Below are 24751 nucleotides of genomic sequence, written 5' to 3' on the forward strand. Positions count from 1 at the left end.
CCTAGCCCGCCAGGCCTTCCTGCCTCCCCTGGCGGGCTCCTTCCTAGATGTTTCTTGCCTACAGATCCAGACATGTCGCCTGCCTGCCCTGCCCTACGTGCATGAGGTTGTTGTAGCAACACATCTCGCTATGCTTTTATCTATATAGCGATCAATTGTGGTGACCAAGTCTTTGATGAGCGACAGAACCTACCCCTACACCGCATGGCTGCTGACACGGAATTTTCAGTTGCTGGAGGTCGAACTCGTGGACCAAGGATTTGGTAACAGCGCATATGACCGTACTGACAAGGGCCGCAATTAACAAGTTGACGAACTTTTTCTTACGAAAGCCAGGGCCATTGCGTTCGGTGAGGCCAAGCTTGCAGCGCTTGCCGAGGAGCTGGAAAGACGTCAAAGAGGGTTACTGAAGCGACGATTGGAGTTGCAAAGATGCAAATGAAATTGTCTTGCACAAGCATCCGCAAGGGTAGATAGCGGGGCCCTTTGGTAGTCTTTGACCGGAGAGATATCTTGAGCTTGATGGCTTTGTCTAGCAATCAGGCGGTCAGGTGCGCATCTTTTCGGACGTGGTTGAGACCACGACAGTCTGCATTCACCTGCCGCGGTATCTGGAGGAAACTCCCAAGTTCCGGGCAAATCCAGTTGATCAGTGCGCGGTCAGCTTGTGGCAGATGGCTTGCAGCTGAGTCAAGGTGAAATGTCAGCAGTTTTGCTGCTTGACCAACTACACCCGCGATAGAACTGTTGAATCAGGAACTCCAGCGACGGAGCGTGAAACGTGAGCCTGGGGCCGACCGTAGTGATACCCCTGAGCATAATTACACCCATTGCTGGCCAGCCAAGATGGAAGGGAGGGTGAGTGAAAATCCTCGATGCCTTCCGCGGTCACTTTCATATTCAGGCTACGTGCCATCCCTAAAATGGCTTCTACCATTGGACGATGATCAGTCTTACCGATCTCAAAAAAAGATCGGTCTATCTTGATTTTATCAATGGACAAACGTGTCAAATGATAAAGACCTGAGTAGCCAGTGCCGAAGTCATCAAGTGCCACTGTGATGCCATGTGCGTGAAGTCTGTTCAGGTTGCGCTCGGCCGCTTCGATATTGCCGACCAAGGCCTCTTCGGTGATTTCGACCTCAAAGCGGTCAAATGGAAACTGCTCATGGCGCAACTGCTCCAGGAACCGATCAGGAAAAAGCTCATCGGTGATCATTGCTGCACTGACGTTCAGCGAAAGATGAAGGTGATCGTCCCAATCCCTGGCAGCGTTACAAGCTTGCTTAACGAGAGATTGAGTCATCATGGGGATCAACCCTAGGCGTTCAAGCGCTGGAATAAAATCAGCAGGCATCCCAGTGCTCCCATCTGGCTTGAGCCATCTGGCCAAGATCTCAAATCCGACGACTTCCTGAGAAGGCAGTGCAACAATAGGCTGATAGAATGGAACGATCTCATTCAGTTCCACTGCCTGTTTAAGCGCAGCGTCTTCATCGATTTGAGCCTGATATTGGAGCCCATGCTCTGTTTCGTAAAAATGGTAGGTTGAACGACCCGTAACCTTACCCCTGTACATTGCTACATCTGCGCAGTGCAATAGCGCTGAGGTTTCGGTAGCGTCGACCCACGAACGAGAGATGCCAACTGTAGCTCCCTGTCGGAAGGGTCGAAGCTTCTCGAGCATAGGGGCCCCTATTCGCGAAATCACATCTGCGGCAATGACGCCCAGCTCGCGTTCCTCTCTACGGCTGGTAAATACGACGCAGAATTCATCGCCTCCTAGACGCGAAGCGATGCCGCCGTATTTGATTGCAATCTCCTCCAGCCGTTTTGCTACCTCAATGAGCACCGCGTCACCCGTTGCATGCCCGCGCTGATCGTTAACCGCCTTGAAATAGTCAAGGTCGATCAGCATCACAATCACAGGTTCCAGCTGAGCGAGTTGCTCGTTTACAAGCTCCATGAAGGCACGCCGATTGAGCAGGCCGCTGAGTGAGTCGTACCTTGCCAGCTTCTCTGTATGGGACTGCAACCCTTCGAGTTGAAGGTAATTGCGTCTGGCATTACTGATCATTTTCATGAGCATCACGCCCGGCCCGATCAAGGCGATTAGTGAAAAACCCGTAGATGTCAGTACGAAACGTAACCTTTCTCCTTCCTCAAAAATGCCGTCATAGTGAAGGCCAAGCCCCCGCATCACCCATGCCTCCAGCTTGAACTCCCACAGAATGGAAAGGGCCATGACAGTAAGCAGGGTGAGAAAAAGTAGCTGTATCAGACGGTATGGACTGGGTAAGCGTAAATAGGTCATGGGCAGCCTCACAGGCCAAGCTAGCAGCACGTAATATCATATGGCCATCTTCCCATAAGGCCATGGCGTCGGTTATAGAACCTGTTTATTCATTCGATAGAAAAGATTGCTTTTTCTAGGGAGCTTCATCTTTATGGGCATGCCAACGGAGGTAGAGCTATCGCCAAAATAGCGTACGGCCCAGTAGTTTGCCCTGAGATACTGCGCCTTGTGGGCAGGCCACCCAGCCGACCCGCTCTTCATTAAGCATCAGACAGCGCCCGTCGCAGCTTCCACACAATGGTTGATCGGCACTGCTGCGTCCAAGTAACCGCCATGGGTCCAAGATCCCGATTCACTCTTGACTTGCTCAAGAGCCCTCATCGGGTTTTGTCCTTGCTGGATTCTCGTTTGTGACCGGCAGATGGACATCCCGGACACTCGCATTGTCATGAAATGCTATCGACGGGACGAGGGAAACCTTGAGTATCTCCCTCAGAGCAGCGCGCTCGGCGGGCAGGTTTAGGTTTGGATCCTCTCACCCTAGCCAAGGCCCTTAGCAGCTGAGCCTTGGCGGCTCGCCGCTGGCGGATGGCGATGTTTGGCCGGTCGCGGCATGTCTCCGTCCTTCGATTTAGTCGACGCCAAAGCGAAATTGGTTCTAGTACCTCGGTCCACCGCGATGGCCTAAAGATGCTAGCTCGGCGCCAGTCCACTCAGCTCGGGTACAAAAACTGCATAGGTCATTTGACCGCCAATTTGATGACAACCTATGAAGCCTCCATATTTTACCTTACCGAGGCTTTCACCCTCGGCGCTCACCAAGGCGCTGATTGGCTTCATCGCGCTTGTATGTTTATCGTTGATGCTTGCTACAGCGTGGCAGATGAATCAATCCAGGCTTGAGCGCATCGCTAATGCCAAAATTGCAGTTTCAAACATTGTTCTAGCTGCCGAACAGCAAGCTCAGGACACAATACGCCAGGCTGACAATACGCTGCGCGATCTTGTTGAGCGTGTGGAACACGATGGTGTAGCGGGAGAACAGTTGTCACGACTGACGAAGCTGATGGCTCAGGACGTGATAAACGTGGAAGGACTTCAAGGGCTGTTTATCTACGATGCCCAGGGTCAGTGGGTCGCCAATTCCTTTGCGCACAGTGTGCAGGAAAAAAACAACGGCGACCGCGCCTATTTTGCCTACCACCGCGACCATACCGATGAATCCATTCACGTTGGCTCAATTGTAAAAAGCCGCAGTACGGGAGATATGGTTATCCCGATCAGTCGGCGTATCAATACTCCTGATGGAGAGTTTGCAGGTGTCGCCTTGGCGACGGTCCCGGTCGCATATTTTCAAGCGTTCTTCGAGCGAATGGATGTAGACGACAAAGGCGTTATCTTTCTTGCCCTGAACAATGGTGATCTGCTGGCTCGCCGGCCAACATTGACTGCACTGATGACCACAAATGTGGCTAGAGGTGATTTATTCACCCTCTATCTGCCATACAGCGACAATGGCACTGCAGTGATCAAGTCTGTGGTGGATGGCGTGGAAAGGATATATGCCTATCGACGGGTGTCCGGCCTGCCCATCGTTGCAGCTGCAGGTGTGTCGTACCAATATGTTTTCGCGCCCTGGTGGGCTTATGCATACAGATCCATGGCTTTGATCGGCATGATCACGTTGGCTCTGTGCTTGCTGGGCATTCTGCTATACCGGCAGATCCAGCAGCTAATCACCGCGGAGGGTGATCTGAACGTCGCCAGAAATGAACTGGAGATCATCGCTCAAACTGATAGCTTGACGCATCTGGCCAACAGACGGCGTTTCGATGCTACCTTGCAGCAGGAGTGGGGGCGGGCCAGGCGAAATAACTCAACCATAGCGCTTATCCTGTTGGACATTGACTGGTTCAAACAATACAACGATCACTATGGCCATCTGCAGGGTGACGACTGCCTGAGGCAGGTGGCAGGAATCATCGGGACCTGCGTCAATCGGCCGGGTGATCTTGCCGCACGGTATGGTGGGGAGGAATTTGTGGTCCTGCTGCCTGAGACGAATCTGGCCGGCGCTTTGAGCGTCGCCGAAAATGTCAGGTTGTCCATCGCCAGTGCACTCATTGATCACGCCGGCAGCTCGCTGGGCATCCTGACGATCAGTTGCGGCGTGGTGGCGATCAATTCACCTGCAAAGGATTCCTATACAGCCGCCCTGGCAGAAGCAGATCGACTTCTCTATCTCGCTAAAAGCAAAGGTCGCAATACTGTAGAGGGTCAGTCAATGCCTGATACTTACCGGCTGCATCAGACAAACGTTATCGACCTGTCTCGATAGCCCAGCATCAGGGCATACCTGAGAAGAAGATCAACCACAACTGCGGCAAGCTGAACTGAACGAGGATCGCTCATTCGGTCGGTCCCGTCTCGAAAAGCCGCATCTGATGAACTGGGGTCAAAGGAAAATCATCTTGAAGCGGAGCCCTTGATGCGGCAACGGTTCACGCTGCGAAAGCACCGTGAACGTTCATTTCGGACATCATAGACCAGCTGCATGGCCTGCTCGTCAGTCACAACACCTGTTCTTCGTGCTTGCTCAATCCTGATGAGTAATGCATCACATTCATCTTCAAGGCTGGCCCAGTGAGCCAGGTGCAGAGTACGAATGGATTGTTTGAGAGCATCGAGCATAGGATCACCTGGATATCGCGCCTAACCGAGTGGTAAATGCGAATTGCTGGGCAAGCCTGATTTTAAAACCATCACTATCTGGCTTGGCCCGAGAACTGCTCAACGGCTGCCACCACACTGTTGGCACTCTGCTGAATGTCTTTGATCACCTCGTCCGCCTCGCTTGCCAACTCCAGCGCCGCACCGGCCTGTTGCTTACTTTTTCCGATCATGTCCACTGCAGTGGAAGCGAGGATCTGATTCTTTTTCACGACCTCAACAATCTCTGCCGTTGCCTGAGTGGTTCGAAGGGCCAGTTGCCTGACCTCGTCAGCGACTACAGCAAATCCCCGGCCCTGCTCTCCGGCGCGTGCTGCTTCGATTGCTGCGTTCAAGGCCAACAGGTTGGTCTGGTCCGCGATGCTGCCAATGGTTTTGACAATGGTGCCGATTTCCTGGCTCTGTGCATCCAGCGCCTCAATGCCATGCGCCGCATCTTCCATCAACGCCGAAAGCGTGTTGAGGGTTGTAACGGTATTCTGGATAACTCCGCGGCCTTGCTGTGCACTGGCGTCTGTTTGAACAGACGTATCGTGAGCCATGCCAGCTGCTTCCGATATGGCGCGCTCACGGTTGACCTGGTCGGTGATTACGGTAGCGAGTTTGGCTATCTTGTACAGCTTGCCGTTGGCATCTACGATCGGATTGTAGGAAGCCTCCAGCCAGACCTCCCTGTTAGATTTATCCAATCGGCAAAACCTCCCGGCGACGTACGAGCCCTGGCGCAGGGTCTGCCAAAACTGCTCATATTCTGTTGAACCGACATCGGATGGCAGGCAAAACATCCTGTGATGCTGGCCCTGGATTTGGGGCAATGAATAGCCCATGGCGTGCAGAAAATTCTGATTGGCCGTCAGGACTACCCCATCCAGAGAAAACTCGATGACGGCAGTGGAGCGCATCAGGGCCCCCACCAATGCTTCATTCTCCCTTGAAGCCTCAATGGTCCTTGTCAGCACGCTGCAATACAAAACGATGCGTTCGACCCGTCCGCTCTCACCGGCGAAAGGTATAACCATTGCCCGCAGCCAGACATGACGACCTTCACGGCTGCACAGGCGCAAGGTACCACTGTAATGCTTGCCCTTGGCAATTGCCTCCAACGCGCGGCGCTGATGGACATCACCGTGCAGCTCAGCGGGGCTGAACTCCCGCAGGGTCCGACCGGACAATTCAGCGTGAGTGAATCCCAGCTCTTTTTCGAACAGGGCATTTACCTCCAGGATTACGCCTGCCGCATCCAGCGTGACCGCCACGGTTTCGAGATCCAGTGTCGCCTTGACCTGCTCCAGAGCTCCCAGCCGTTTTTCCAGCTGCTGGATTCTGTTTTTCAACCGGTTATTGAACATGACGGTCACTCGCATGGACATGAAAATACTATCGACGGGACGAATGAAACCTTGAGTATTCCCCTCAATAGCAGCATGCATTGCAATTTCAGCAACAAGCTCTGACGGCGTGGGTTGTAGGGACCAAACGCCCATGCAATGTCCGGCCAACGCTTTTACCGGCACGGCTACGTTTCGGTGACAAGCCGTGCAGTTGTTTTGAACAGGACAATCAAGTTCTTGCTTGAGCAAAACCATGGCTAGCGAACCCTAAAAATCATGTTGCATTCAAACTGGATTCGTCTTCACTGAACACGTTGGTTCAGAGGCCGGCCACCTCTGAATCAGCGGGATAGCGTAGTGCCTGCAAGACAGCTATAACCAATCTCATCGACTTGGTATTGGCCTTATCTGTACCACTTTCAAGCTCGCTTGCAGGTACTGCACATGCCCTCAGATTCTTGCCCCGGCGTGGATGAAAAGACAGCTCTCGATAATTTCGTAAGCACTGCTTCCTGCCTAGAAGCCTGTTCTGGCGCCGTTTTGGTTCTGCACGAAGGCGGGCACTGGCGCATCGCATCCACCTACGGATCCGCGCCAGACTTTAAGATCGAAAAAGCTATCGATGCCTGGCTGAAATTCGTGTTGTCTTACGACGACGTAGTCGATCTCAATGAAATTATGGTCGGCAACGCCGTTCTCCCTATAGGTTTCGAGCGGGGGATCGGCGATTTTTTTCAGGTCTGCATTGCCGTCAAAGATGCTGCTGAGCGTCTTGCTGGTGTGGTGCTGATGACAGTTCCGCTACCCCGCAAGGGACTTAGCGCCGCGCAGATCTGCCTTCTGCGAACTCACGCTGCCGACCTCTATGCCGCCCTCCAACCAACGCGGGTAAATGATTCTGCCGCACGCCTGCGCTTATTGGAGTCGGTGGTGGTCAATTCAAAGGACGCCATCCTGATTACAGAGGCCGAGCCCATCGACATGCCGGGACCGCGCATCGTTTATTGCAATCCGGCGTTTCTGGCGAATACCGGTTTTTCCCTCGAAGAGGTCATAGGGCAGACCCCTCGCATATTGCAATGCGAGGAGAGCAACCGCGACACGCTTCGGCAATTGCGAGCGTCGTTGCAGCGATGGGAACCCATCGAAGTCGAGCTGATCAACGCACGACGCGACGGGACTCGATTTTGGGTACAAATGAGCATCGTACCGGTGGCAAACGAGAACGGCTGGTTTACTCATTGGGTGTCTGTGCAGCGAGACATCACTGAGCGAAAAGAAGCTGAGGAGGCATTGCAACAAGCACAGATGGATCGTGAGGAACGCGTGGCGCTCCAGTCACGGCTGGTGGAGCGCGAGAGAATTCAGGAGGAGTTGTCCTACGCTGCATTTCACGATGAACTCACAAGACTCAAGAACCGGGCGTACTTCACAAGCCGCATCGAGGAAGCCCTAAGTAGAAAGGGCGACGGCAGCCGTAGCACGGCTACAGTTTTGTATATGGACCTCGACCGGTTCAAATACGTCAATGACGGCATAGGTCATCACGCTGGTGATGTGTTGCTCAAACGGGTTGCGGAGCGGTTGCATTATTCTATTGACGTCGAGGCGGTGGTTGCGCGGATTGGCGGCGACGAGTTTGCCGTTCTACTTACCGGCGAAGACCACCAGAAACAGGCTGTCGAGACTGCCGGACGAATTATACAAGCGCTTGGCCTACCCATCGAGATCGAAGGCCAGACGCTGTTTACCTCCTGCAGCATTGGCATCGCGACCCTGGATAATCATCACAACACAGCTGAGGACCTGATTCGAGATGCGGATGTGGCGATGTATTCGGCCAAAAAACAAGGGCGTGGTCGCTTTGCGATCTTCGATGTGTCGATGCGGCAGGCCTCGATCGACATGTTGATGCTGCAAAGCGCGCTCAAGCATGCGATCACAGCCGATGAGTTCTACCTGGTATTCCAACCGATCTTCTCTGTAGAAACTGAGGCCATCGTGGGGGTTGAAGCCTTGATCCGATGGCGCCATCCGATCTGGGGAAATGTCACACCGGATGTTTTCATCAGCGTGGCAGAGGACATTGGCGTCATTCACGACCTTGGTCAATGGGTAATGCGCAATGCTTGCCGTGAGGTCAGGAGGTGGCGCGACAGCTTCCCGAAGAAAACCATCAAGCTCAACGTCAATGTGTCGGGGGTCGAGATGAACCGCAAGGGCTTCGCTATTCAAGTTGCCCATATACTTGACGAGACCGGATTTGACCCTTGCACTCTGCAGATAGAGATCACCGAGTCAGTCTTTCTGCATGAACCGGATGTTGTGCTCCAGACTCTGGTAGCCCTTCGAGCTCAGGGCATTCGCGTCGCGTTGGACGATTTCGGCACGGGCTACAGCTCCCTGAGTTATATCGACCGCTACCCTATTGATGTCATCAAAATTGATCGCTCATTCGTCTTCCGTATGATGAGCCATGAGCGCAGCGTTGCCATCGTCAAGAGTATTTTGTCGTTGGGCCAGGTGTTGGATCTGGCAATCGTGGCTGAGGGGGTAGAGACGCAAAGCCAGATGGCTCAGCTCAGAATTCTAGGCTGTCCTTATGCTCAAGGCATTCTGCTGAGCACACCCTTGCTTGCTGAGGACATGCATGCACTGCTCTCGGATTGATGGCCCAGGGCGCTCTGTCCATAGGTCAACCGACGAAGTCCGAGCCTTGCTCGGACGTGCCAACCCACATCTGACTTCCTCCCCGACATGAAGAGCGGGGATTCCTTCTGCAAGCGACTGAAGTTCCAGGCTCTTCCGTTATGCGACCTTCGCGCCGTGATTGATCTATCCGAATTTTCAGCGCATCGCAATCATCCTCCAGATTGGCACGGTTAGCTCGGTGCAATTCGCCGATGTCGGTTCTCAAAGCGTTGAACATATCCTTTGTTCTCCATACCACTTGATAAAGTATCGATCCCTGAGCGAGCTGTTGTACAGGTGCGAGGATTTCTAGCAAGTGGTTGAGTCGATCCCTATCAATGATGAGCTGCAAATACGTCCCTGACCTCAGCGCGGTATTTTCGCTCCTCAGCGTTGCAGGACCACTTATCGGCTGGCGTCATGTCCCTGCGCCGTCTGCTCAAGTAAAAAGGCCAGTTGTCGATGTGCTTAGCACAATCACCCATCGGACTCAGACATGACCTTCCGTTCATTCAGCATCGCTACGCGCAGCTTGTTATGTTTTGGCCTGTTGGCCGCCCTGGTTGCGGGCGTCGGTATTTTTGGCGTTTCGCAGATGTCGCAGATCCGTAATCAAAGCTTGGTGATCGAAACTGACAGTGTTCCGAGTATCGTGGAGGCCGACAACCTCTCCCTGCAACTGGCCCGCACCCGAATTGAGGTGCTGCGCTTGTTGGCTATGCCCGATGCCGCGACTGTGGCGAGCACGCGCGACAAGATCGATAGCATCAACGGCGATGTAGTCGCGGCATTCGGCCGCTACGACAAGCTCGTCAGCTCAGACAGCGAGCGGCAGGCCTTCGAGAGTCTTCGCCAGGTCCATCAGGACTACGTGAAGAACATAAGCCAGCTCATAGAACTTGTTGCCACCGGCAAGGTGGATGAAGCGCGTGTCCTGGTGCAGTCGGGCATGGCTCAGCTAGGCACGAAGATGAATGAAAACACCGAGGCCCTGCGAAAGGTTAGTCAGGATGACATCAAAGCAGCCGCTCAAACCGCCAGTGCGACTTATAGCCAATCCACGTCCATCACCTGGGTGACTATTGGTCTTGCCCTCGGCCTGACGCTACTGCTGGCCTGGCGCCTTACCGTAAGCTTGACTAAGCCAATCGCAGACGCTGTGAGCGCCGCCAGAACCATCGCCAGTGGTGACCTAACCCAGACGCTCGACGTCCGTGGTCAAGACGAAGCGGCTCAACTTCTTCAGGCGATGCAGCAGATGCAGACAAACTTGCGCGATACCTTGGGCCACTTGGGCCATTCCGCGACCCAACTCGCCTCGGCAGCCGAAGAGATGACGGCAGTGATGAACGAGAGCGCCCTAGGACTGCAGCAGCAGAACAGCGAAATCGAGATGGCCGCCACCGCGGTGACGGAGATGAGCCAGGCGGTCGACGAGGTGGCTGGCAATGCTACGTCTACTTCTACTGAATCGCGTAACGCCGCTGAAACGGCACGTCAGGGGCAGCAGCAGCTGGGTAACACGCTGAGTGCGATCGAAGATTTGGCTCATAACGTCCTGGGCGCAAGCGAACGCGCGCAAGAGCTGTCTGAACAGACCCGCAACATAAGCCAAGTTCTGGACGTCATCCGCTCGGTCGCAGAGCAGACAAACCTGTTGGCTCTTAACGCCGCGATCGAGGCGGCGCGCGCCGGCGACGCGGGTCGCGGTTTCGCAGTGGTCGCTGATGAGGTCCGAGCGCTCGCCCATCGCACCGGCGAGAGCACCCGGGAAATTGAGAGCATGATCGGTAGCATTCAGCAGGGTACCGGGCAAACAGTGGATGCCTTGCTGACCAGTGCCGACCAAGCCAGGCAGACTCGCCAACAGGCCCAGTCAGCCAGTTCCGCGTTGGCAGCCATTGCGCAATCGGTATCGGGCATTGATGAACGCAATCTTGTGATTGCCAGCGCAGCCGAGGAACAGGCCCAGGTGGCACGAGAAGTCGACCGCAATTTGGTACGAATTCGTGATCTCTCGGTGCAGACAGCAGCCGGGGCCGAACAGACGCGAGCAGCAAGCCAGCAATTGTCAGAACTGGCGGTCGGACTCAACGATCAGATTCGTCGATTCCGGATGTAGCCCTTTCACACACCTTTGTTCGAAGCACCTTCGCCGCTTGCAACGCCAAGCGGCAGGGCACTTCTTTAGTCGCGATCCTTGAGGCCCACTGAAAGCCGACAGTTGCGGGACTCAATACTTCCCAGCCTGAAAGGCCAGCAAGCCCGGTCCTTCAGGCTGGGACTTTGCCGGACTATCGTCAGCTTGACCTTGTGCGGAGACTCAGCCCGAGGAGAGTTAGAGGGGCTTTGACGAAAAGTGACGATGTTGTAGGCGCCCGTCGGTATAAAATTCTGATCATTGAAGCTGGTTTGCCGAGAACTGGGATTGGGACCCGTGTCCAACGGTGTTGGATTCGAGCGTATGACAGAGCCTCTGTCCGCCCCTGCGTTCAACACCTGGGCTTTGGATTCCGTCGACGGGACTTCTCGGTGGGGCTCCGATCGGGTTGCCCACAGCAAAGCGCTGACTCCAATGACACTGCCTATTGCTAGGCAGGCGACAAGACTTTGCACGCCACGCGTGCGGCCTCTTCGCGTAATTCGTTCCGGGGCATCACTGAGTTCTGCTTTCATCCATGACCTATCTGTGATCTCTTTTTGCACATCGGCAACATTCTGGAAGCGATCTTCTCGTTGAGCTCTCGGACGCGAAAGACGCGCCCTGTTACTGCCAAAGACATGTGGTGCACAACGGATCTTTTCTCTAAGTGCCCAACTTGACGCATAGCGCTTTCAGCATGACGTTGTTTTCAACTTCTAGATCGACTTTCTCAACGTCAAGTAAGCTTGTCGCCAAGCGCGCGATCATTTCTGCGTTGAGGCTGCGGTTATTCATCACCGCGCAGTGTGCCAGCCGCTCGCGCAACTCTGCCGGCAGTCGGAATGGATACGGGGCAGATTGCTTTTTCGTACTCATCGACCTTCCCTACTGATTTTTTCAAAAACAGCGGCTACCCAGCATTTTGCACCGTTGTATTCATCACCGCCTTCGGCGATGAAAATGTGATCTGTTTCATTCACAGCGTATACGCCTGGGCTCTCATCGCTCGCGTCACGCAAGGAATCCTTCCAGCCGTACACCACGCCTTGCCAGATCAGCACGACGCCGCCACGATGATCCTGGTTAGCATTTCGCCATTTTCTGGCAGTTGCACGAAGCGTTTCACTAAGATTGGTCACGGCTGATTTTCCTGCACGATCTGAGGTCCGATAATGCCCTGTTGCTACTGACAAAGCCCGCACGGGGCGGGCTTGTGGATGCAGCGACATTTTGGTTGTTTGTGTAGCTGGTGGTGGAACGGGTGACTTGTCGCCGTGGTTACCATCAGCCATCAAGCCCTCAGGCGCAATAGCCGCTTTTACTGCTCGATCGGGGTACGATCACGGTATTCTTCTACGGCCACAGCCCCACTCATGCCGGATTGGGCGTTGTTCAATTTTCTTACCTACACAGCTGCGTCGCAATGGCATCGAACTCACGGTCAAAGCTAGCTTTCTCTGCCGCGCTCAAGAAACCCTGCTGCTCGACGAACCGATTAGTTTCATTCCGGACGTTCTCTACACGCTTCACCATATGCTGTGCTTCAACCTCGGTAATACGACGGACTTTTCTTGAGGTACTGATATCGGCACTTAGAACATTGGCTCTTACTGAGATATGTGCTTGTCCTGGATCGCTGATCTGCGCTCCGGTCTCCCCGGCTATTTCTTGTTGGTTTTGGATGTCACAGCTTGGAAGATTGAGGCTTTGCTGTGCAGCTGTAGCGGTCAGGCTAAAAGCAAACAACGAAGTGAAGAAAATATGTTTCATGACTCATTCTCTTTAATCGGATGTCAATCCCGCGTGCATGGCATACCACGACCTAGACGGTGCTACCCGGCAATTGATTAAGGCGAATCTGCTGCATGGGCTCGGCTAGGATATTTTCCAGAACCGGCATAGCGTTTGTCAGGGTCGGAGCCTTCATGTGCGCTTGCAGTGCCGCTTCATTGTCCCAGCTTTCGTAGGAAACAAAGCGGGTGGGGTCTTCAAGATCCGTCAACAGCGCATAGGCCTGGCACCCAGGCTCATGCTGGAATTGCGGCAGGGCGGATTGCAGCAGGTTTTTCAATTGCGCTTCCATGCCTGGCTTGGCTTTCATGATCGCGACGACGTTAAGAGGTGAAGTCATGTGGGGAGTCCTGACAATGCCGGCGCCGGAATGGAGCCGTCAGCGCATGAGACATGCCACGTAAGATATTCATTCAGAAAAAGCAGGGAGGCTATTGAAATAGCTTTGTACCTATTGGCTAGGTGGCAAGGGATTTTTTAAGGTGCCAGCCTTCTGCACACCGCAGGCACTCCAAAAAGCCTTTGTAGGTTCCCACGCGTATGGCATTCGATGCGCAAGCCATTGGTGTAGCATGCTGGAACCCCCCTCTTGGTCCTCAGTCGCGTGACATCCATGGCTAACAGAAAAACCACTGTTTTCGCGCTTCAGAGACGTGCACATCTCTCCAGTACTTACCATTTGGCCCACTACGGTGAGTCGAAATGACCGACAAACCGTCGGAAATCGAGACCCTTCGCTCTGAGGTTGAGAGTCTCCGATCACAGCTGGCTGAGGCACGTTGTCTACGCTCACACGAGCTCCTGGCGAATAGAGGCAGCGAGCATGTACACGTTGCGCTCAAAGCAGGCGGAATCGTAGGCACTTGGGTTTGGCACCCAATCCAGGACAGTTTCTCCGTGGATATTGGTTTTACCGAAGCGTTTGGACTTGATGTAAGCCTTGTTGATAAGGAAGCGTCAATCGATGAGGTCCTCAAAAACGTTCACCCAGAGGACCGACCAGGATTAGACACTGCGATCGCTGAGGCCGTGATACGCGGTGGCGCCTATAGACATCAATACCGAGTCAAGCGCGCTGATGGTCGGTATTACTGGCTTGACGCCCATGGCAGCGTCGGCTCCGATGAACACGGTGTACGGACCAGCTTTCCCGGATTTGTGATTGACATCACCACGCAAAAAGCCGCCGAAGAACGGCTGCGGGTCAGTGAAGCGCTGAACAAAGAAAATATCCAGCGGGTGCAGCTCGCGCTCGCGGCCGGAGCCATCATCGGTTGCTGGGTCTGGGACCTGAAACTGGACCGCTTTACGGTGGACGAGGCATTCGCCGTGGCGTTTGGCTTGGACGCTGCTTTGGGCAAGGAAGGAATCCCACTGGCTCAGATCGTGGAAACGGTTCATCCCGATGATCGCCCCGGGCTGATCGAAGCGATTGATCAGGCCATTGCTCGCGGCGGCAGATACGCTCATCAGTACCGAGTCAGGCGAGCAGACGGCAATTACTATTGGCTGGAAGCAAACGGTCGGGTCGATTGCGATGCGGATGGCACACCGGCGAGCTTTCCCGGCGTGTTGTTGGATATAGAGGGTCGCCGTAGTGTTGAAGCAGAACGCGACCGCGCCATTGCTGATTTACGGTCACTCAACGAGAATCTGGAGCAACGTGTCGCCGAGCGCTCTGCTGAGTTGCAGGATGCGCAGGAGAGACTTCGGCAGTCCCAGAAAATGGAGGCGGTTGGCCAATTGACCGGAGGCCTTGCACACGACTTCAACAATCTGCTGGCCGGCATTTCCGGGTCACTCGAATTGATGCAGCATCGAATGATGCAAGGTCGTATCAACGACGCGGAACGCTATATAGGCGCAGCACAAGGGGCAGCAAAGCGTGCTTCTGCCTTGACCCATCGATTACTGGCTTTTGCGCGTCGCCAGACTCTTGACCCACGACCGACCGATATCCATCGGCTGGTCGTTGAACTGCAGGACATGATTCAGCGAACCGTCGGCCCCAGCATTCAATTTGAAGCGGTAGGCATGCCTGGGTTGTGGGTCGCGTTAGTGGACGTCTCGCAACTTGAGAATGCGCTGCTGAATCTATGTATCAATGCCCGAGATGCAATGCCTGCAGGCGGCCGTATCATCGTTGAGACAGCCAATAGGTGTCTCGATGAAAAGACTGCGAAGCAGTATCAAATTCCAGAAGGTCAATACCTGGCCCTCAGCGTAACGGACACCGGATCCGGAATGCCGCCGGAGGTGGTCGCGCGAGCATTCGAACCCTTTTTCACTACAAAACCTATTGGTAAAGGGACCGGCCTGGGTCTGTCCATGATCTACGGATTCGCCCAGCAGTCGGGAGGACAGGTCAAAATTCATTCCGAAGAGGGACTGGGTACAACGGTCTGCCTGTACCTTCCTCGTCACTATGCAGAAGCGGAAAGTGAAGTCGAACAACCAGAGCGTGCCGCCATAGCACCCAGTGACCGCAGCAAAACTGTGCTGGTGGTAGACGATGAGCCAACGGTGCGCATGCTGGTCATGGACATCCTGGAAGACCTCGGATACATGGCTATCGAGGCAGGTGACAGCGCAGCAGGGCTGAATGTACTCCAGTCAAATGCGCGTATCGATCTGCTGATCAGTGACGTTGGGCTACCGGGCGGGCTGAATGGCCGTCAGATGGTGGACGCAGCTCGCGTCTGCAGGCCAGACCTGAAGGTCTTGTTTATCACCGGTTATGCGGAAAATTCTGTGCTGGGAAGTGGTCGGTTGGCACCTGGTATGGCCGTGCTGACAAAACCGTTCTCCATCGAAACCATGCGCTTACGCATCCACACAATGGTCGAGAACGCCAAGTTACCGTGAAAGCATTTGATCGAATGGCCTAACTGATAAGTCATAGCGCCAAGGAATAACTTACAAGCGTGGTTGAGCAGGCATGGCCGTCAATAACTGGCCGCTCTCAGCGGGCTTACATGCCACCTCTACAGCCAGCGCGAATAGCTTAGTGCCTACGTGCTCGACAAAGCGTCCCACGCGAAAAGGCTCGCAGACGTGAATCGGCCTGGCCATTTGTCGTGGTGCGGACTGCCGAGCACCCCGCGCCCGGCACCACATTCGAACATGGCCTGCAACGTTTACTTGAATTCCGCTGCGCATCAGTGACCTCGTGCCTGAAGGGCGGAAATCTGCTCGATCCAGAGGCCGTGCACCTGAGCTTCAAGAAACAGATACACCTCTGGTTCAACGGCCTGCACATCCTGCAGGGCCTGGATAAAACCGTGACAGAACTGAAAACAGTGTTCGACTTGAACCTCTGCATAGGTCGCGCAGGGCCAGGCGCCAAGTGGCGTATGCCGGCTCGCTCAAACCACGCGGCAGATCCGAGGTGTCCAGAAAATCGAGATCGGCAGGGGACATAACCAGCTCCTAGGCAACAAGGGACCTGGGCGCAGGCCAGGGCAGGTTTATGGTGTTAATCCCCGGCATACTTGCGTCCATCAAGCAGCAAAAAAAAACCGCTGGAGCGGGCCATGCGGTGGGGCGTACGAACAGAGCTGCCGTTATGTGCAGTGGCTCAGTTCGGCCGCTTGGGCACCCAATCGCCGTCGACATAATCGCCCTCTGACGTCGGGGCAGGTTTGCTCAGGTAAAACAGCGTGCAGGGAGTATTGTCGCTGGTCCAGCCCGGGACAATCTGCAGCAACTCATGCCCTGACTGAAGCAGTCGATTCGCTTCGATGACATCACTGGCTTCAACTATCTCTTTTACGTGGGCAAGGCTCATGTGGACTCCGAGTTACTGCAGGGTGGCCGCTCCAGCTTGGCCCGGCCGATTTCACACAGCCTAGGTCGAACGCTCACTAGGCCCGCATTTGATCTCAATCGGATTGTCGAAAGAAACCTCCTCGGGACGGCGACTCAAGCTCCACGAGTTTGGCGCTTAGCCCAGTAGCACTAAGGCGCTAACCGCCAGGATGCGAATCAAGCGCTCGCCACTTGCAACAGGTTATCTCCGCAGGCAACAGCTTCCATTCTCAAAAACGACCGATTCGCAACAGATTGCAGTACAAACCCTGCTCATACACCAGCCGTGTCAGTCAGGACAGAAACACATCGCTCCCACACAAGCTGTATGGGGATGATCACGTTAGCCCGTGGGCATCGCCATCCTGCGCCTCAACAGCTGCTTGCCGACTGCTTGTCCTTTGAGCTCGACATAGTGATAGGTCGCACTGGAAATCGTCACTACCGCCGTCAGAATCAGCAGAACCATCAGGTTATTCAGCCAGACATGGCCGGTATCCAGGTAGCGGATATCACCTTGCATGGGCGCGGCTTCAAAGCCGGTTTTTTTCTGCACCACCATAAAAGCCGAAATCACGAAGAACAGTACGGCCAAGTGGGTCAAGTAGATGGAGTAAGACCACTGCCCCAAGCGAGCGAAGAATTCGTGCTTGAGCACGCGCGACAGCGCTCCGCCATCAAAAGCAAATAGCATGATGGTCACGCAGAACACCATGCTGGCTGACGCTATTTTCTGCGGCAACTCCGAGGTCAGCACCCACCAGATGGCAATGGCTGCGAAGGCTTCCAGTGCGCTCAGCAATGCGAAGCCAGGGACAACCCAGCGTCTTAGACGGCTGAAAAGGGCGTAAGCCAATGCCCCGGCAAAGAAACATCCCAAGCCTTTTTGCGCATAAACGGTCATTACATCGATATGGTTGGAAAGCAGAGCAAATCCACTGAGGGCAATGAATGTCCACAGAAGGTATCGGCGAGTCGAAGCCATGAAAAGGGTTGCGGCGAACACCATGTAGGTCCAGTACTCGATGCTGATGCTCCAGGACGCGGTATTGAATGACAGGTTTTCCGTCAAGCGCGTCCAGCTTTGCAGCAACATGAGATTGGGTAGGATCTGCGACGGCGCGTAGATGCCGGTGAAGGGTGTCTGATTGAAGGAGAAACCCTGTTTATAGGCGGCGTACTTCAGGACCTCCAGACCAATGAAGACTGCAAGCATGAACGCGTGCAGGGGTAACAGGCGAAAGGTGCGCGAAATCAGGAAATGGCTTAAGTCCCGTCCGCGCTTGCTACCGTAAGCGTGAGCCATGACGAAGCCGCTAAGGACGAAGAAAAATTCGACCAGCAGGTCGGCATTAGCGAAAAACTTCCACTCCGTAATGCTGCCTACAAGATGGGTGTGGTAAAGGACGATCGCTATCGCGCTGATACCGCGCATGCTGTCCAACGCGTGAAACCGGTTCATTTCCTGCATGTAATCCCCCAATCAGTTGCCATCGCTCGAAAGCGCCTAAAGCAACCCATGGGGGTTCGGTCGCGTCACTACCTAAGGCAATACGATAGTGCAGGGATAGTTTTGTGCAAGGGGCAGGAGTCGAGACTTACTGCGGAATGAGGCGAGGCATCGTTGGAGGCCTCCAGTCACCCGCAGGTGACTCCTGTGTAATTCAGAGAGGCGGCGTTGCTACAGGTGAGCGACATCCGGGAGCGCCGGGGGGCAAAGGCGGCAAGATGCACTACCTGCCGTTGCACCCGGTAGCGGCCGGGCGTACATAGGAAGCTCAGGACATGACAGGAAAGTGCCGCTGTTCATACCGTTGCGCGGCAAGCTGACCGGTGCCGGGATCGCCTACGGCATCTATGCCTTGGTCACGGCCTATGCGAAAAAGGCCGGTATTGAGGTCGACGGCTTGGGGGTATATGGACTCCGAGCGACGGCGGCCCTAATCCGAATAACCCGAAGCTGCTTCAGTCACAGATGAAACCGAAATTAAGGGCATTGCGTTCCTTGCCTTGTCGCGCTGAGCACCTGTTGAAGCACGCTCGATAGCTGCTCAACAGAGTAGGGCTTATGCACAAGCTTAAAACCTGTGGCGCCATTCTGCGCGAATATATGGCTGTAGCCAGTAGCCAGTACCACCGGCAAATCTGAGTACAACCGTTGAATTTCCTGGCCTAAATCGATTCCGCTCATGCTCGGCGTTTCAGACACGGCCAGTGCCATGTGCCATGGCTTCAACGGTCGCGTCTGACTCCGCGATCATCTCTGCCACTCGACTGGCAAGCACGTCTAAAGCCAACGGTTTGGTGAGTAGCTGCATGAAAGGACCTAGAAAATCGGCCCGCACCATAGCCCCCTCTGCATATCCTGTGAGGAACAACACTGGAAGACGCGGCTTACGTTGTTGAAGAATCTCGGCTAATTGCCGCCCGTTCATGCCCGGCAATCCGACATCGGTAAGCAAGAGGTCCACTTTTTGCAAATCGTTGTACACCTTCAGGGCTTCTTCACCACTGCGGGCCTCGTACACCCGATATCCAAGCTCTTCTAGCACTTCATGATTGATCAGGCGCACAGAGTCATCGTCTTCGACCAAGAGGATGGTCTGACCTTGTCCTGCGGTGACCCGCAAGGCGGCGCTCGGGTGATCTTCGTCGATCCCCTGATGCTCCGGTAAAAAGATTGAAACGACAGTTCCTGCGCCGGTTTTACTCTCAATGGAAAGACGACCGTTGCTCTGTTTAGCGAATCCATAAACCATGGATAATCCCAGGCCAGTGCCTTGGCCTATAGGTTTGGTAGTGAAGAACGGCTCAGTAACCTTGTTTAGGAGATCTTCGGGGATGCCATAACCGGTATCACGTATCTGCAGACAGACCTGCTGAAAAGAGCTCGTCCCTGTTCCCGCATCAAGGAAGGTGGCAATGGTTAACTCACCGCCATCAGGCATGGCGTCTCGTGCGTTGATCACCAGGTTGAGAACCGCGTTCTCTAACTGGTTGGAGTCCACAAAGATCAAGTGTTGGTCCACGCTCAGCTCGATTTTGAGAACGATGTTCTCCGTAACCGTACGGTTGAGTAGATCAGCGAGCGATCGGATAAGCTCATTGACCGAAACTGCTTTTGGATGCAGCGACTGGCGTCGAGAGAAGGCAAGCAGACGGTGCGTCAGAGAAGCAGCTCTTTGTGCTGAACTCTGCGCTGCGTCCATAAACCTATCGATTCCGTCCAGGCGTCCCTTGTTTATTCGAAGTTTCACAAGGTCGAGCGCGCTGATAACGCCCGTGAGCATATTGTTGAAGTCGTGAGCAATACCTCCGGTCAACTGCCCCACTGCTTCCATCTTCAAGGATTGGCGCAATTGCTCTTCGGCACGCGCGCGTTCTTCACTCTCGGCCTTGAGCTGCTCGACAGCCGCATTCAACTGACGAGTCCTCGCTTCAACCTGAATCTCAAGCTCTTCATTGAACCTGCGCAGAGTCAGTTCAGCTTGCTTCTCCTCGTTGATGTCGACGATCACAGCAGCTGCACCGATGATCGACTGCTTCTCATCGTATAAAGGAACAGCACTGACACGCATCCATGACTCTGTGCCGTCATTTAGGCGATGGTAAAAATCCAAGCCAGCTACCGGGTCTCCTCTCAGCGCTCTAGCACCCGGAAACATATCGGGCTCCAACTGCCTACCATGAGCATCAAGCCCTACCCACATAGTAGCGACTTCCGGTTGTCTGGAAGGGATGATGCCTCCCGGCACATAGCGCCGGTACAAAGGATTGCTGACGAGAGATGTACCTTGCGTGTCCATGAAGCACACACCCAATGGAATATTTTCAAGCAGGATATGTAATCGCCTCCTCTCCTCCGCCAATTGCTCAATGCTCTCGCGCATTTCGAATTGGCGCATACGCGAACGCCATGCGGCGGCGGTAGCACTCAGCAACGATGCTGAACTGAGCGGGCGCTCCAGCACGACCACGTGCCCCGCCGATTTAGGGAGCCTGCGCCGAGCGATCTCGGTGTCTCGGCCAGACCGGCTTTTATTGGACGCGAGGAGGATGATTGGAATCTCGGACCAGCGTGGTTGAAGGTCGAGTGCTGCTCCAAGGCTAAGTACCTCACCGGAAAGACTCTCCTCGGTGAGTATCACAAGACCAGTGCTTTCACCGACGGCCGCCGAAAGTGAGTGCAAATCACTATGGACTTCAATCGGGTAGGTCTGGCCGAAGAGCTTGCGCAAAGCAATTGCATCTCCCTGGAAGGGAGCCACCACAAGCAGATTTCTACCTTCAGAGAATCGCTCAGTCGACACGCTTTCGTTCTTCCATCAAGGGCAGGTCTGCGCCGAAGTACTCCGGCGTTCCAGTCAACACGCCACGGAAATTGGCCAGTGGTTCACCAACGCGCACGCCTTTCGAGTCAATGCGAAGCTCCCGAATCGCGTCTTCATGGGCGCCGCTACGGTTCTTCAGGACAGAAATTGCTTTACGCAGCCGTCCCTGCGCCTCAAAGAACCGGATAAGGATCACAGAGTCTGCAACGTAGGAAATATTGAGATTTGTTGACATTGAGCCGACCAGGCCGTGCTGAGGGTTGATCAGGAATGTGACCACACCAAGCTGGCTGAGATAGGAAAGCAATTCGTGCATCTGCAAGATCAGCTGCTGCTCCTGTGGCATCGCTGCCAAGTAGCCGTTCAGGCTATCAACCACGATCATGGTGCAATTGCGCTCTTCAACTTCGGTGCGCACGCGCCAGGAAAATTCCCCTGGTGAGATCTCTGCCGGGTCGATTTGTTGAATGACCAGGCGACCGCTGGAAATGTGACTACTCAAATCCATCCCCATGCTATCCGCACGCAAAACCAGAGTAGCGACGCGCTCGTCAAATTCGTAGATAGTGCAGTTCTCACCCCGACTGCAAGCCGCTGCAAGATAAGCCAGCGCAATAGTGGTTTTGCCAGAGCCGGCAGGCCCGGTTACCAGGGTGCTAGTCCCCCTTAGCGGACCTCCTACCAATAGTTCATCCAGGGCAGCAACCCCACTACCTACAGGCTCTGCGGTGAACGGCACATGATGGGTGGCCGCGATTAGCCGCGGATACACTTCGAGTCCGCCCCTGCGGATAGTGAAGTCGTGAAAGCCCGCAACGAAATCAACACCGCGTAATTTTTGTATTTGAAGGCGCCTGCGGGCTGCTCCGAAATCCAGAGTCAGCCGTTCAAGGGTGATGACGCCATGACAAAGACTGTGAAGGTGGTTGTCTCTTTCCCCATTCGAAGCCGTAAGATCGTCCACCAGCAGGATGGTTATGTCCCGACCAGCAAAATACTGCTTTAGGGCTAACACCTGACGGCGATAACGCAAAGGATCCTGAGCCAGAAGGCGCATCTCGGAAAGGCTGTCAAATACCACCCTTTTCGGCTTTATCCTGTCCACTCGCTCCTGGATTAGCTTGATGATGTCACCCAGTTCTGCCTCCCAAGGGTGCAGGATGGACTGTTCATAACCCGTGCCCAGCACCTCCTCGGTTGAAGAAAGCTCAAAAAGGTCAATGCCGTCCAAAGTCCAGCCATGCGACTGCGCGACGCCTTCCAACTCTTCGCTGGTTTCTGAAAGGGTAATGTACAGGACGGACTCGTCGGCTTTTACTCCCTCCAGCAAAAACTGAAGGCCAAGCGTAGTCTTGCCAGCCCCAGGCGTTCCTTCCAGAAGGTAAAGCCGATTGCTGGGTAGGCCTCCTCTCAACACTGAATCGAATCCGACATTGCCGGTTGATATCACTGGGCGCAACGAGGCCATTTTTTTAAACCTTGATAGGGAGGCAAGCGTTAAAGCTTAGGGCTTCCAGTATGAAGCCGCGTAAATACCAACGCTACGAAAACAAGCTTGCGACCGTTAAGACGGTTATTGAATATCAGTCAGTACACCAGCAGGACGGAATTTGGCATGCAACCGTTCTCTCCCCAACTAAAATACGAAGGCAAAAGCGGCTGCTATCGCGGAATGTGCTGCAAATGCTAGACTTCGCGTCTACTCCAGCGTCAGCAGAGGTCGTCATGCCCGCTCGATCTGCTCCCTCCCAGCTGGAGGCTCACCTGACCTCTTCGGTCACCGCGACAGATGTACCATCAGATATCGCGTTGCTGCACGCGATCAGTACCGAGTTGATCGGTGAACAACACCTGGAGACGCTATACGGCAAGATTGTGGACGCGGCAGTGTCCATCACCGGCTCCCAATTCGGAACAATGCAACTGCTTTGCCCCGAGGGCCACGCGTCGGGCCACGGTGGCAAACTTCAGTTGCTTTGCTCGCGAGGACTGTCTCCAGAGGCGATCAACTTCTGGCAGTGGGTCAGCCCAACGGCTCATAGCAGTTGTACTCAAGCGCTCAAGCTGGGTAAGCGGGCCATCATTCCGGACTTCGAGGAATGGGCAGAAATTGCCGGGACTGAAGACTTGTCGGCGTTTCGCAGCACGGGCATACGATCGGCGCAGACCACCCCACTGCTCTCACGCTCTGGTCAGTTGTTGGGGATGATATCGACTCACTGGCGCGATGCGCATCATCCCTCCGAGCGGGATCTGAAGCTGCTGGATATTCTGGCGCGACAGGCAGCTGATCTGCTCGAACGTACCATTGCTGAAGAAGCACTGCGAGCGCGCGAGCAGGACCTCGAACGCACCTGCCATACGCTCCGTGACACCGAGGCAAAACTGAGGCTGCTCAATGAAGCTCTGGAGCAGCGTGAAATGAGCCGTACAGCCCTGCTCATGGAGCTGGAAGACAAGCTGCGCCAGTCACAAAAAATGGAAGCAGTGGGTCAGTTGACTGGAGGTATCGCTCACGACTTCAGTAACTTGCTTACAGGTATCTCAGGCTCCCTGGGCTTGCTGAAATTGCGTGTGGCCCAAGGCCGAGTGTTGGACCTCGACAGGTACATAACGATGGCACAAAGCTCCACCGATCGCGCTGCGGCACTGACGCATCGGCTGCTTGCGTTTTCGCGTCGTCAAACCTTGGAGCCGCTGCCCACCGACGTCAACAACTTGATGCACGAAATAGCCGATTTCGCTCGGCCTCTGATGGGGCAAAAAATCGAGCTCGATGCTCATGGCGATTCAAACCTGTGGCTGGCCTATGTCGATGCCAGCCAGCTTGAAAATGCACTTTTAAATCTATGCATAAACGCCCGGGATGCAATGCCGGACGGCGGTCGCATCACGCTCAATACGACCAACCAGCAGATAGATCAATCCGCAGCGCAAAGTGAAGGTCTCGCTGAAGGCCAGTATTTGTGCATTTATGTCAAGGACACAGGGTCGGGCATTCCGCCCGAAACCCTGGCTCATATATTTGAGCCGTTTTTTACCACCAAGCCCGTCGGCCAGGGCACCGGACTTGGCCTTTCGATGGTCTATGGCTTTGCCAAGCAATCAGGTGGTCAGGTGCGCGTCTGGTCGAGCGTGGGTGAAGGCACCACAATCTGCATCTATTTGCCGCGTTATCTTCAGGAAATTTCCGAGGCTCCGGGCAAATCCAGTTGATCAGTGCGCGGTCAGCTTATGGCAGATGGCTTGCAGCTGAGTCAAGGTGAATGGCTTGTTCAACCAGTGCACATGATCATAGTCCAACGTGTTTACCGCAGCATGGAAACCTGAGGCGACGACTACAGGCACCTGCGGTACCAGGTCATGCAGCCTTTGGACCAGCTCGAGCCCGTCGATACTGCCAGGCATTCTCAGGTCAGTGATCAGCAGATCTGCATCGAAACCATTATGCTGAATGTGACTCCAGGCTGAATCTGCCTCGCAGAATGCTTTGACTCTATGGCCTTCCATTTCCAGAATTTCGACCATGATGGTCAATATGTCCTGCTCATCCTCGACAAGAATGATGGTGCTCATGAGGTAATTCCTGTCGTGACGATCAGACCTGTCTGAGCGATGTCTGAGCATTTGA

At 54.5% G+C, this 24751-nt stretch carries 16 protein-coding genes and 4 pseudogenes; 7 read left to right on the forward strand and 13 right to left on the reverse strand.

The annotated features are described in order from the left end of the window. Positions 1-727: 727 nt before the first annotated feature. Positions 728-2314 (reverse strand): putative bifunctional diguanylate cyclase/phosphodiesterase, encoded by a 1587-nt coding sequence (locus tag AC07VF_RS15995; protein WP_346627953.1) that lies wholly within the window; start codon positions 2312-2314, stop codon positions 728-730. A 751-nt stretch (positions 2315-3065) separates the two neighbouring features. Here AC07VF_RS15995 and AC07VF_RS16000 point away from each other — a divergent pair. Beyond that, positions 3066-4634 carry a sensor domain-containing diguanylate cyclase gene (locus AC07VF_RS16000; RefSeq protein ID WP_346627952.1) on the forward strand — a complete coding sequence of 523 codons (1569 nt, stop codon included), beginning with the start codon at positions 3066-3068 and terminating at the stop codon, positions 4632-4634. 128 nt (positions 4635-4762) lie between these two features. Here AC07VF_RS16000 and AC07VF_RS16005 read toward each other — a convergent pair whose 3' ends face one another. The 3 genes and pseudogenes from AC07VF_RS16005 to AC07VF_RS16015 all read right to left on the reverse strand — a co-directional run. Beyond that, positions 4763-4987, reverse strand: coding sequence for a hypothetical protein (locus tag AC07VF_RS16005; protein WP_346627951.1), 225 nt, complete (start codon positions 4985-4987; stop codon positions 4763-4765). A gap of 74 nt (positions 4988-5061) precedes the next feature. After that, positions 5062-5568 carry a methyl-accepting chemotaxis protein gene (locus AC07VF_RS16010; RefSeq protein WP_410110747.1) on the reverse strand — a complete coding sequence of 169 codons (507 nt, stop codon included), beginning with the start codon at positions 5566-5568 and terminating at the stop codon, positions 5062-5064. Between the two features lie 30 nt (positions 5569-5598). Beyond that, a pseudogene (locus AC07VF_RS16015) lies at positions 5599-6612 on the reverse strand (PAS domain-containing protein); the annotation flags it as partial. Between the two features lie 189 nt (positions 6613-6801). On the opposite strand from AC07VF_RS16015, the gene AC07VF_RS16020 reads away from it, so the two are divergent. From AC07VF_RS16020 to AC07VF_RS16030, 3 genes and pseudogenes are all read left to right on the forward strand, one after another. After that, positions 6802-9027, forward strand: coding sequence for a putative bifunctional diguanylate cyclase/phosphodiesterase (locus tag AC07VF_RS16020; RefSeq protein ID WP_346627950.1), 2226 nt, complete (start codon positions 6802-6804; stop codon positions 9025-9027). A 517-nt stretch (positions 9028-9544) separates the two neighbouring features. Then, positions 9545-10315, forward strand: a pseudogene (locus AC07VF_RS16025) (MCP four helix bundle domain-containing protein); the annotation flags it as partial. Between the two features lie 51 nt (positions 10316-10366). Beyond that, a pseudogene (locus AC07VF_RS16030) lies at positions 10367-11170 on the forward strand (methyl-accepting chemotaxis protein); the annotation flags it as partial. A gap of 684 nt (positions 11171-11854) precedes the next feature. On the opposite strand, the gene AC07VF_RS16035 reads toward AC07VF_RS16030, so the two are convergent. The 4 genes from AC07VF_RS16035 to AC07VF_RS16050 form a co-directional block, all read right to left on the reverse strand. Further along, complete coding sequence (locus AC07VF_RS16035) at positions 11855-12067, reverse strand: Arc family DNA-binding protein (RefSeq protein ID WP_346627948.1); 213 nt, start codon at positions 12065-12067, stop codon at positions 11855-11857. Next, complete coding sequence (locus tag AC07VF_RS16040; protein ID WP_346627982.1) at positions 12064-12330, reverse strand: hypothetical protein; 267 nt, start codon at positions 12328-12330, stop codon at positions 12064-12066. Before AC07VF_RS16040 ends, AC07VF_RS16035 begins: the two co-directional genes overlap by 4 nt. Positions 12331-12592: 262 nt before the next feature. After that, positions 12593-12961: a hypothetical protein gene (locus AC07VF_RS16045; protein WP_346627947.1), complete on the reverse strand. Its 369-nt coding sequence runs from the start codon at positions 12959-12961 to the stop codon at positions 12593-12595. A 52-nt stretch (positions 12962-13013) separates the two neighbouring features. Continuing rightward, positions 13014-13322: a putative quinol monooxygenase gene (locus AC07VF_RS16050; protein ID WP_346627946.1), complete on the reverse strand. Its 309-nt coding sequence runs from the start codon at positions 13320-13322 to the stop codon at positions 13014-13016. A 557-nt stretch (positions 13323-13879) separates the two neighbouring features. On the opposite strand from AC07VF_RS16050, the gene AC07VF_RS16055 reads away from it, so the two are divergent. Next, complete coding sequence (locus AC07VF_RS16055; protein WP_346627945.1) at positions 13880-15847, forward strand: PAS domain-containing protein; 1968 nt, start codon at positions 13880-13882, stop codon at positions 15845-15847. A gap of 712 nt (positions 15848-16559) precedes the next feature. On the opposite strand, the gene AC07VF_RS16060 is transcribed toward AC07VF_RS16055, so the two are convergent. Together AC07VF_RS16060 and AC07VF_RS16065 are read right to left on the reverse strand one after the other, a co-directional pair. Beyond that, positions 16560-16769: a hypothetical protein gene (locus AC07VF_RS16060; protein WP_346627944.1), complete on the reverse strand. Its 210-nt coding sequence runs from the start codon at positions 16767-16769 to the stop codon at positions 16560-16562. Positions 16770-17132: 363 nt separating this feature from the next. Continuing rightward, a complete protein-coding gene (locus tag AC07VF_RS16065; RefSeq protein WP_346627943.1) occupies positions 17133-18260 on the reverse strand; it encodes an acyltransferase family protein in 1128 nt (375 codons plus the stop codon). 198 nt (positions 18261-18458) lie between these two features. Here AC07VF_RS16065 and AC07VF_RS16070 point away from each other — a divergent pair. Then, positions 18459-18729 (forward strand): annotated as a pseudogene (locus AC07VF_RS16070) (tyrosine-type recombinase/integrase); the annotation flags it as partial. 261 nt (positions 18730-18990) lie between these two features. Here the strand turns inward: AC07VF_RS16070 and AC07VF_RS16075 are convergent. Both AC07VF_RS16075 and AC07VF_RS16080 read right to left on the reverse strand, forming a co-directional pair. Further along, positions 18991-21099 carry an ATP-binding protein gene (locus AC07VF_RS16075; RefSeq protein WP_346627942.1) on the reverse strand — a complete coding sequence of 703 codons (2109 nt, stop codon included), beginning with the start codon at positions 21097-21099 and terminating at the stop codon, positions 18991-18993. Beyond that, the gene (locus AC07VF_RS16080) at positions 21089-22588 is read right to left on the reverse strand and encodes an ATPase domain-containing protein (protein ID WP_346627941.1); all 1500 of its coding nucleotides are present in this window, start codon (positions 22586-22588) and stop codon (positions 21089-21091) included. Before AC07VF_RS16080 ends, AC07VF_RS16075 begins: the two co-directional genes overlap by 11 nt. Positions 22589-22638: 50 nt before the next feature. Between AC07VF_RS16080 and AC07VF_RS16085 the strand changes: the two genes are divergently transcribed. Then, positions 22639-24336, forward strand: coding sequence for a GAF domain-containing hybrid sensor histidine kinase/response regulator (locus AC07VF_RS16085; protein WP_495009276.1), 1698 nt, complete (start codon positions 22639-22641; stop codon positions 24334-24336). Here AC07VF_RS16085 and AC07VF_RS16090 read toward each other — a convergent pair whose 3' ends face one another. Next, complete coding sequence (locus AC07VF_RS16090; protein WP_346627940.1) at positions 24337-24696, reverse strand: response regulator; 360 nt, start codon at positions 24694-24696, stop codon at positions 24337-24339. Positions 24697-24751 lie beyond the last annotated feature (55 nt).

This window comes from Pseudomonas sp. GW821-FHT02H06, assembly GCF_059421525.1.

Bases quoted from the DNA above. Each gene is read 5' to 3' on its own strand.
- AC07VF_RS15995 (WP_346627953.1), bottom strand. From the start codon at position 2,314: ATGACCTATTTACGCTTACCCAGTCCATACCGTCTGATACAGCTACTT.
- AC07VF_RS16000 (WP_346627952.1), top strand. From the start codon at position 3,066: ATGAAGCCTCCATATTTTACCTTACCGAGGCTTTCACCCTCGGCGCTC.
- AC07VF_RS16005 (WP_346627951.1), bottom strand. From the start codon at position 4,987: ATGCTCGATGCTCTCAAACAATCCATTCGTACTCTGCACCTGGCTCAC.
- AC07VF_RS16010 (WP_410110747.1), bottom strand. From the start codon at position 5,568: ATGGCTCACGATACGTCTGTTCAAACAGACGCCAGTGCACAGCAAGGC.
- AC07VF_RS16020 (WP_346627950.1), top strand. From the start codon at position 6,802: ATGCCCTCAGATTCTTGCCCCGGCGTGGATGAAAAGACAGCTCTCGAT.
- AC07VF_RS16035 (WP_346627948.1), bottom strand. From the start codon at position 12,067: ATGAGTACGAAAAAGCAATCTGCCCCGTATCCATTCCGACTGCCGGCA.
- AC07VF_RS16045 (WP_346627947.1), bottom strand. From the start codon at position 12,961: ATGAAACATATTTTCTTCACTTCGTTGTTTGCTTTTAGCCTGACCGCT.
- AC07VF_RS16050 (WP_346627946.1), bottom strand. From the start codon at position 13,322: ATGACTTCACCTCTTAACGTCGTCGCGATCATGAAAGCCAAGCCAGGC.
- AC07VF_RS16060 (WP_346627944.1), bottom strand. From the start codon at position 16,769: ATGAGCCTTGCCCACGTAAAAGAGATAGTTGAAGCCAGTGATGTCATC.
- AC07VF_RS16065 (WP_346627943.1), bottom strand. From the start codon at position 18,260: ATGCAGGAAATGAACCGGTTTCACGCGTTGGACAGCATGCGCGGTATC.
- AC07VF_RS16080 (WP_346627941.1), bottom strand. From the start codon at position 22,588: ATGGCCTCGTTGCGCCCAGTGATATCAACCGGCAATGTCGGATTCGAT.
- AC07VF_RS16085 (WP_495009276.1), top strand. From the start codon at position 22,639: ATGAAGCCGCGTAAATACCAACGCTACGAAAACAAGCTTGCGACCGTT.
- AC07VF_RS16090 (WP_346627940.1), bottom strand. From the start codon at position 24,696: ATGAGCACCATCATTCTTGTCGAGGATGAGCAGGACATATTGACCATC.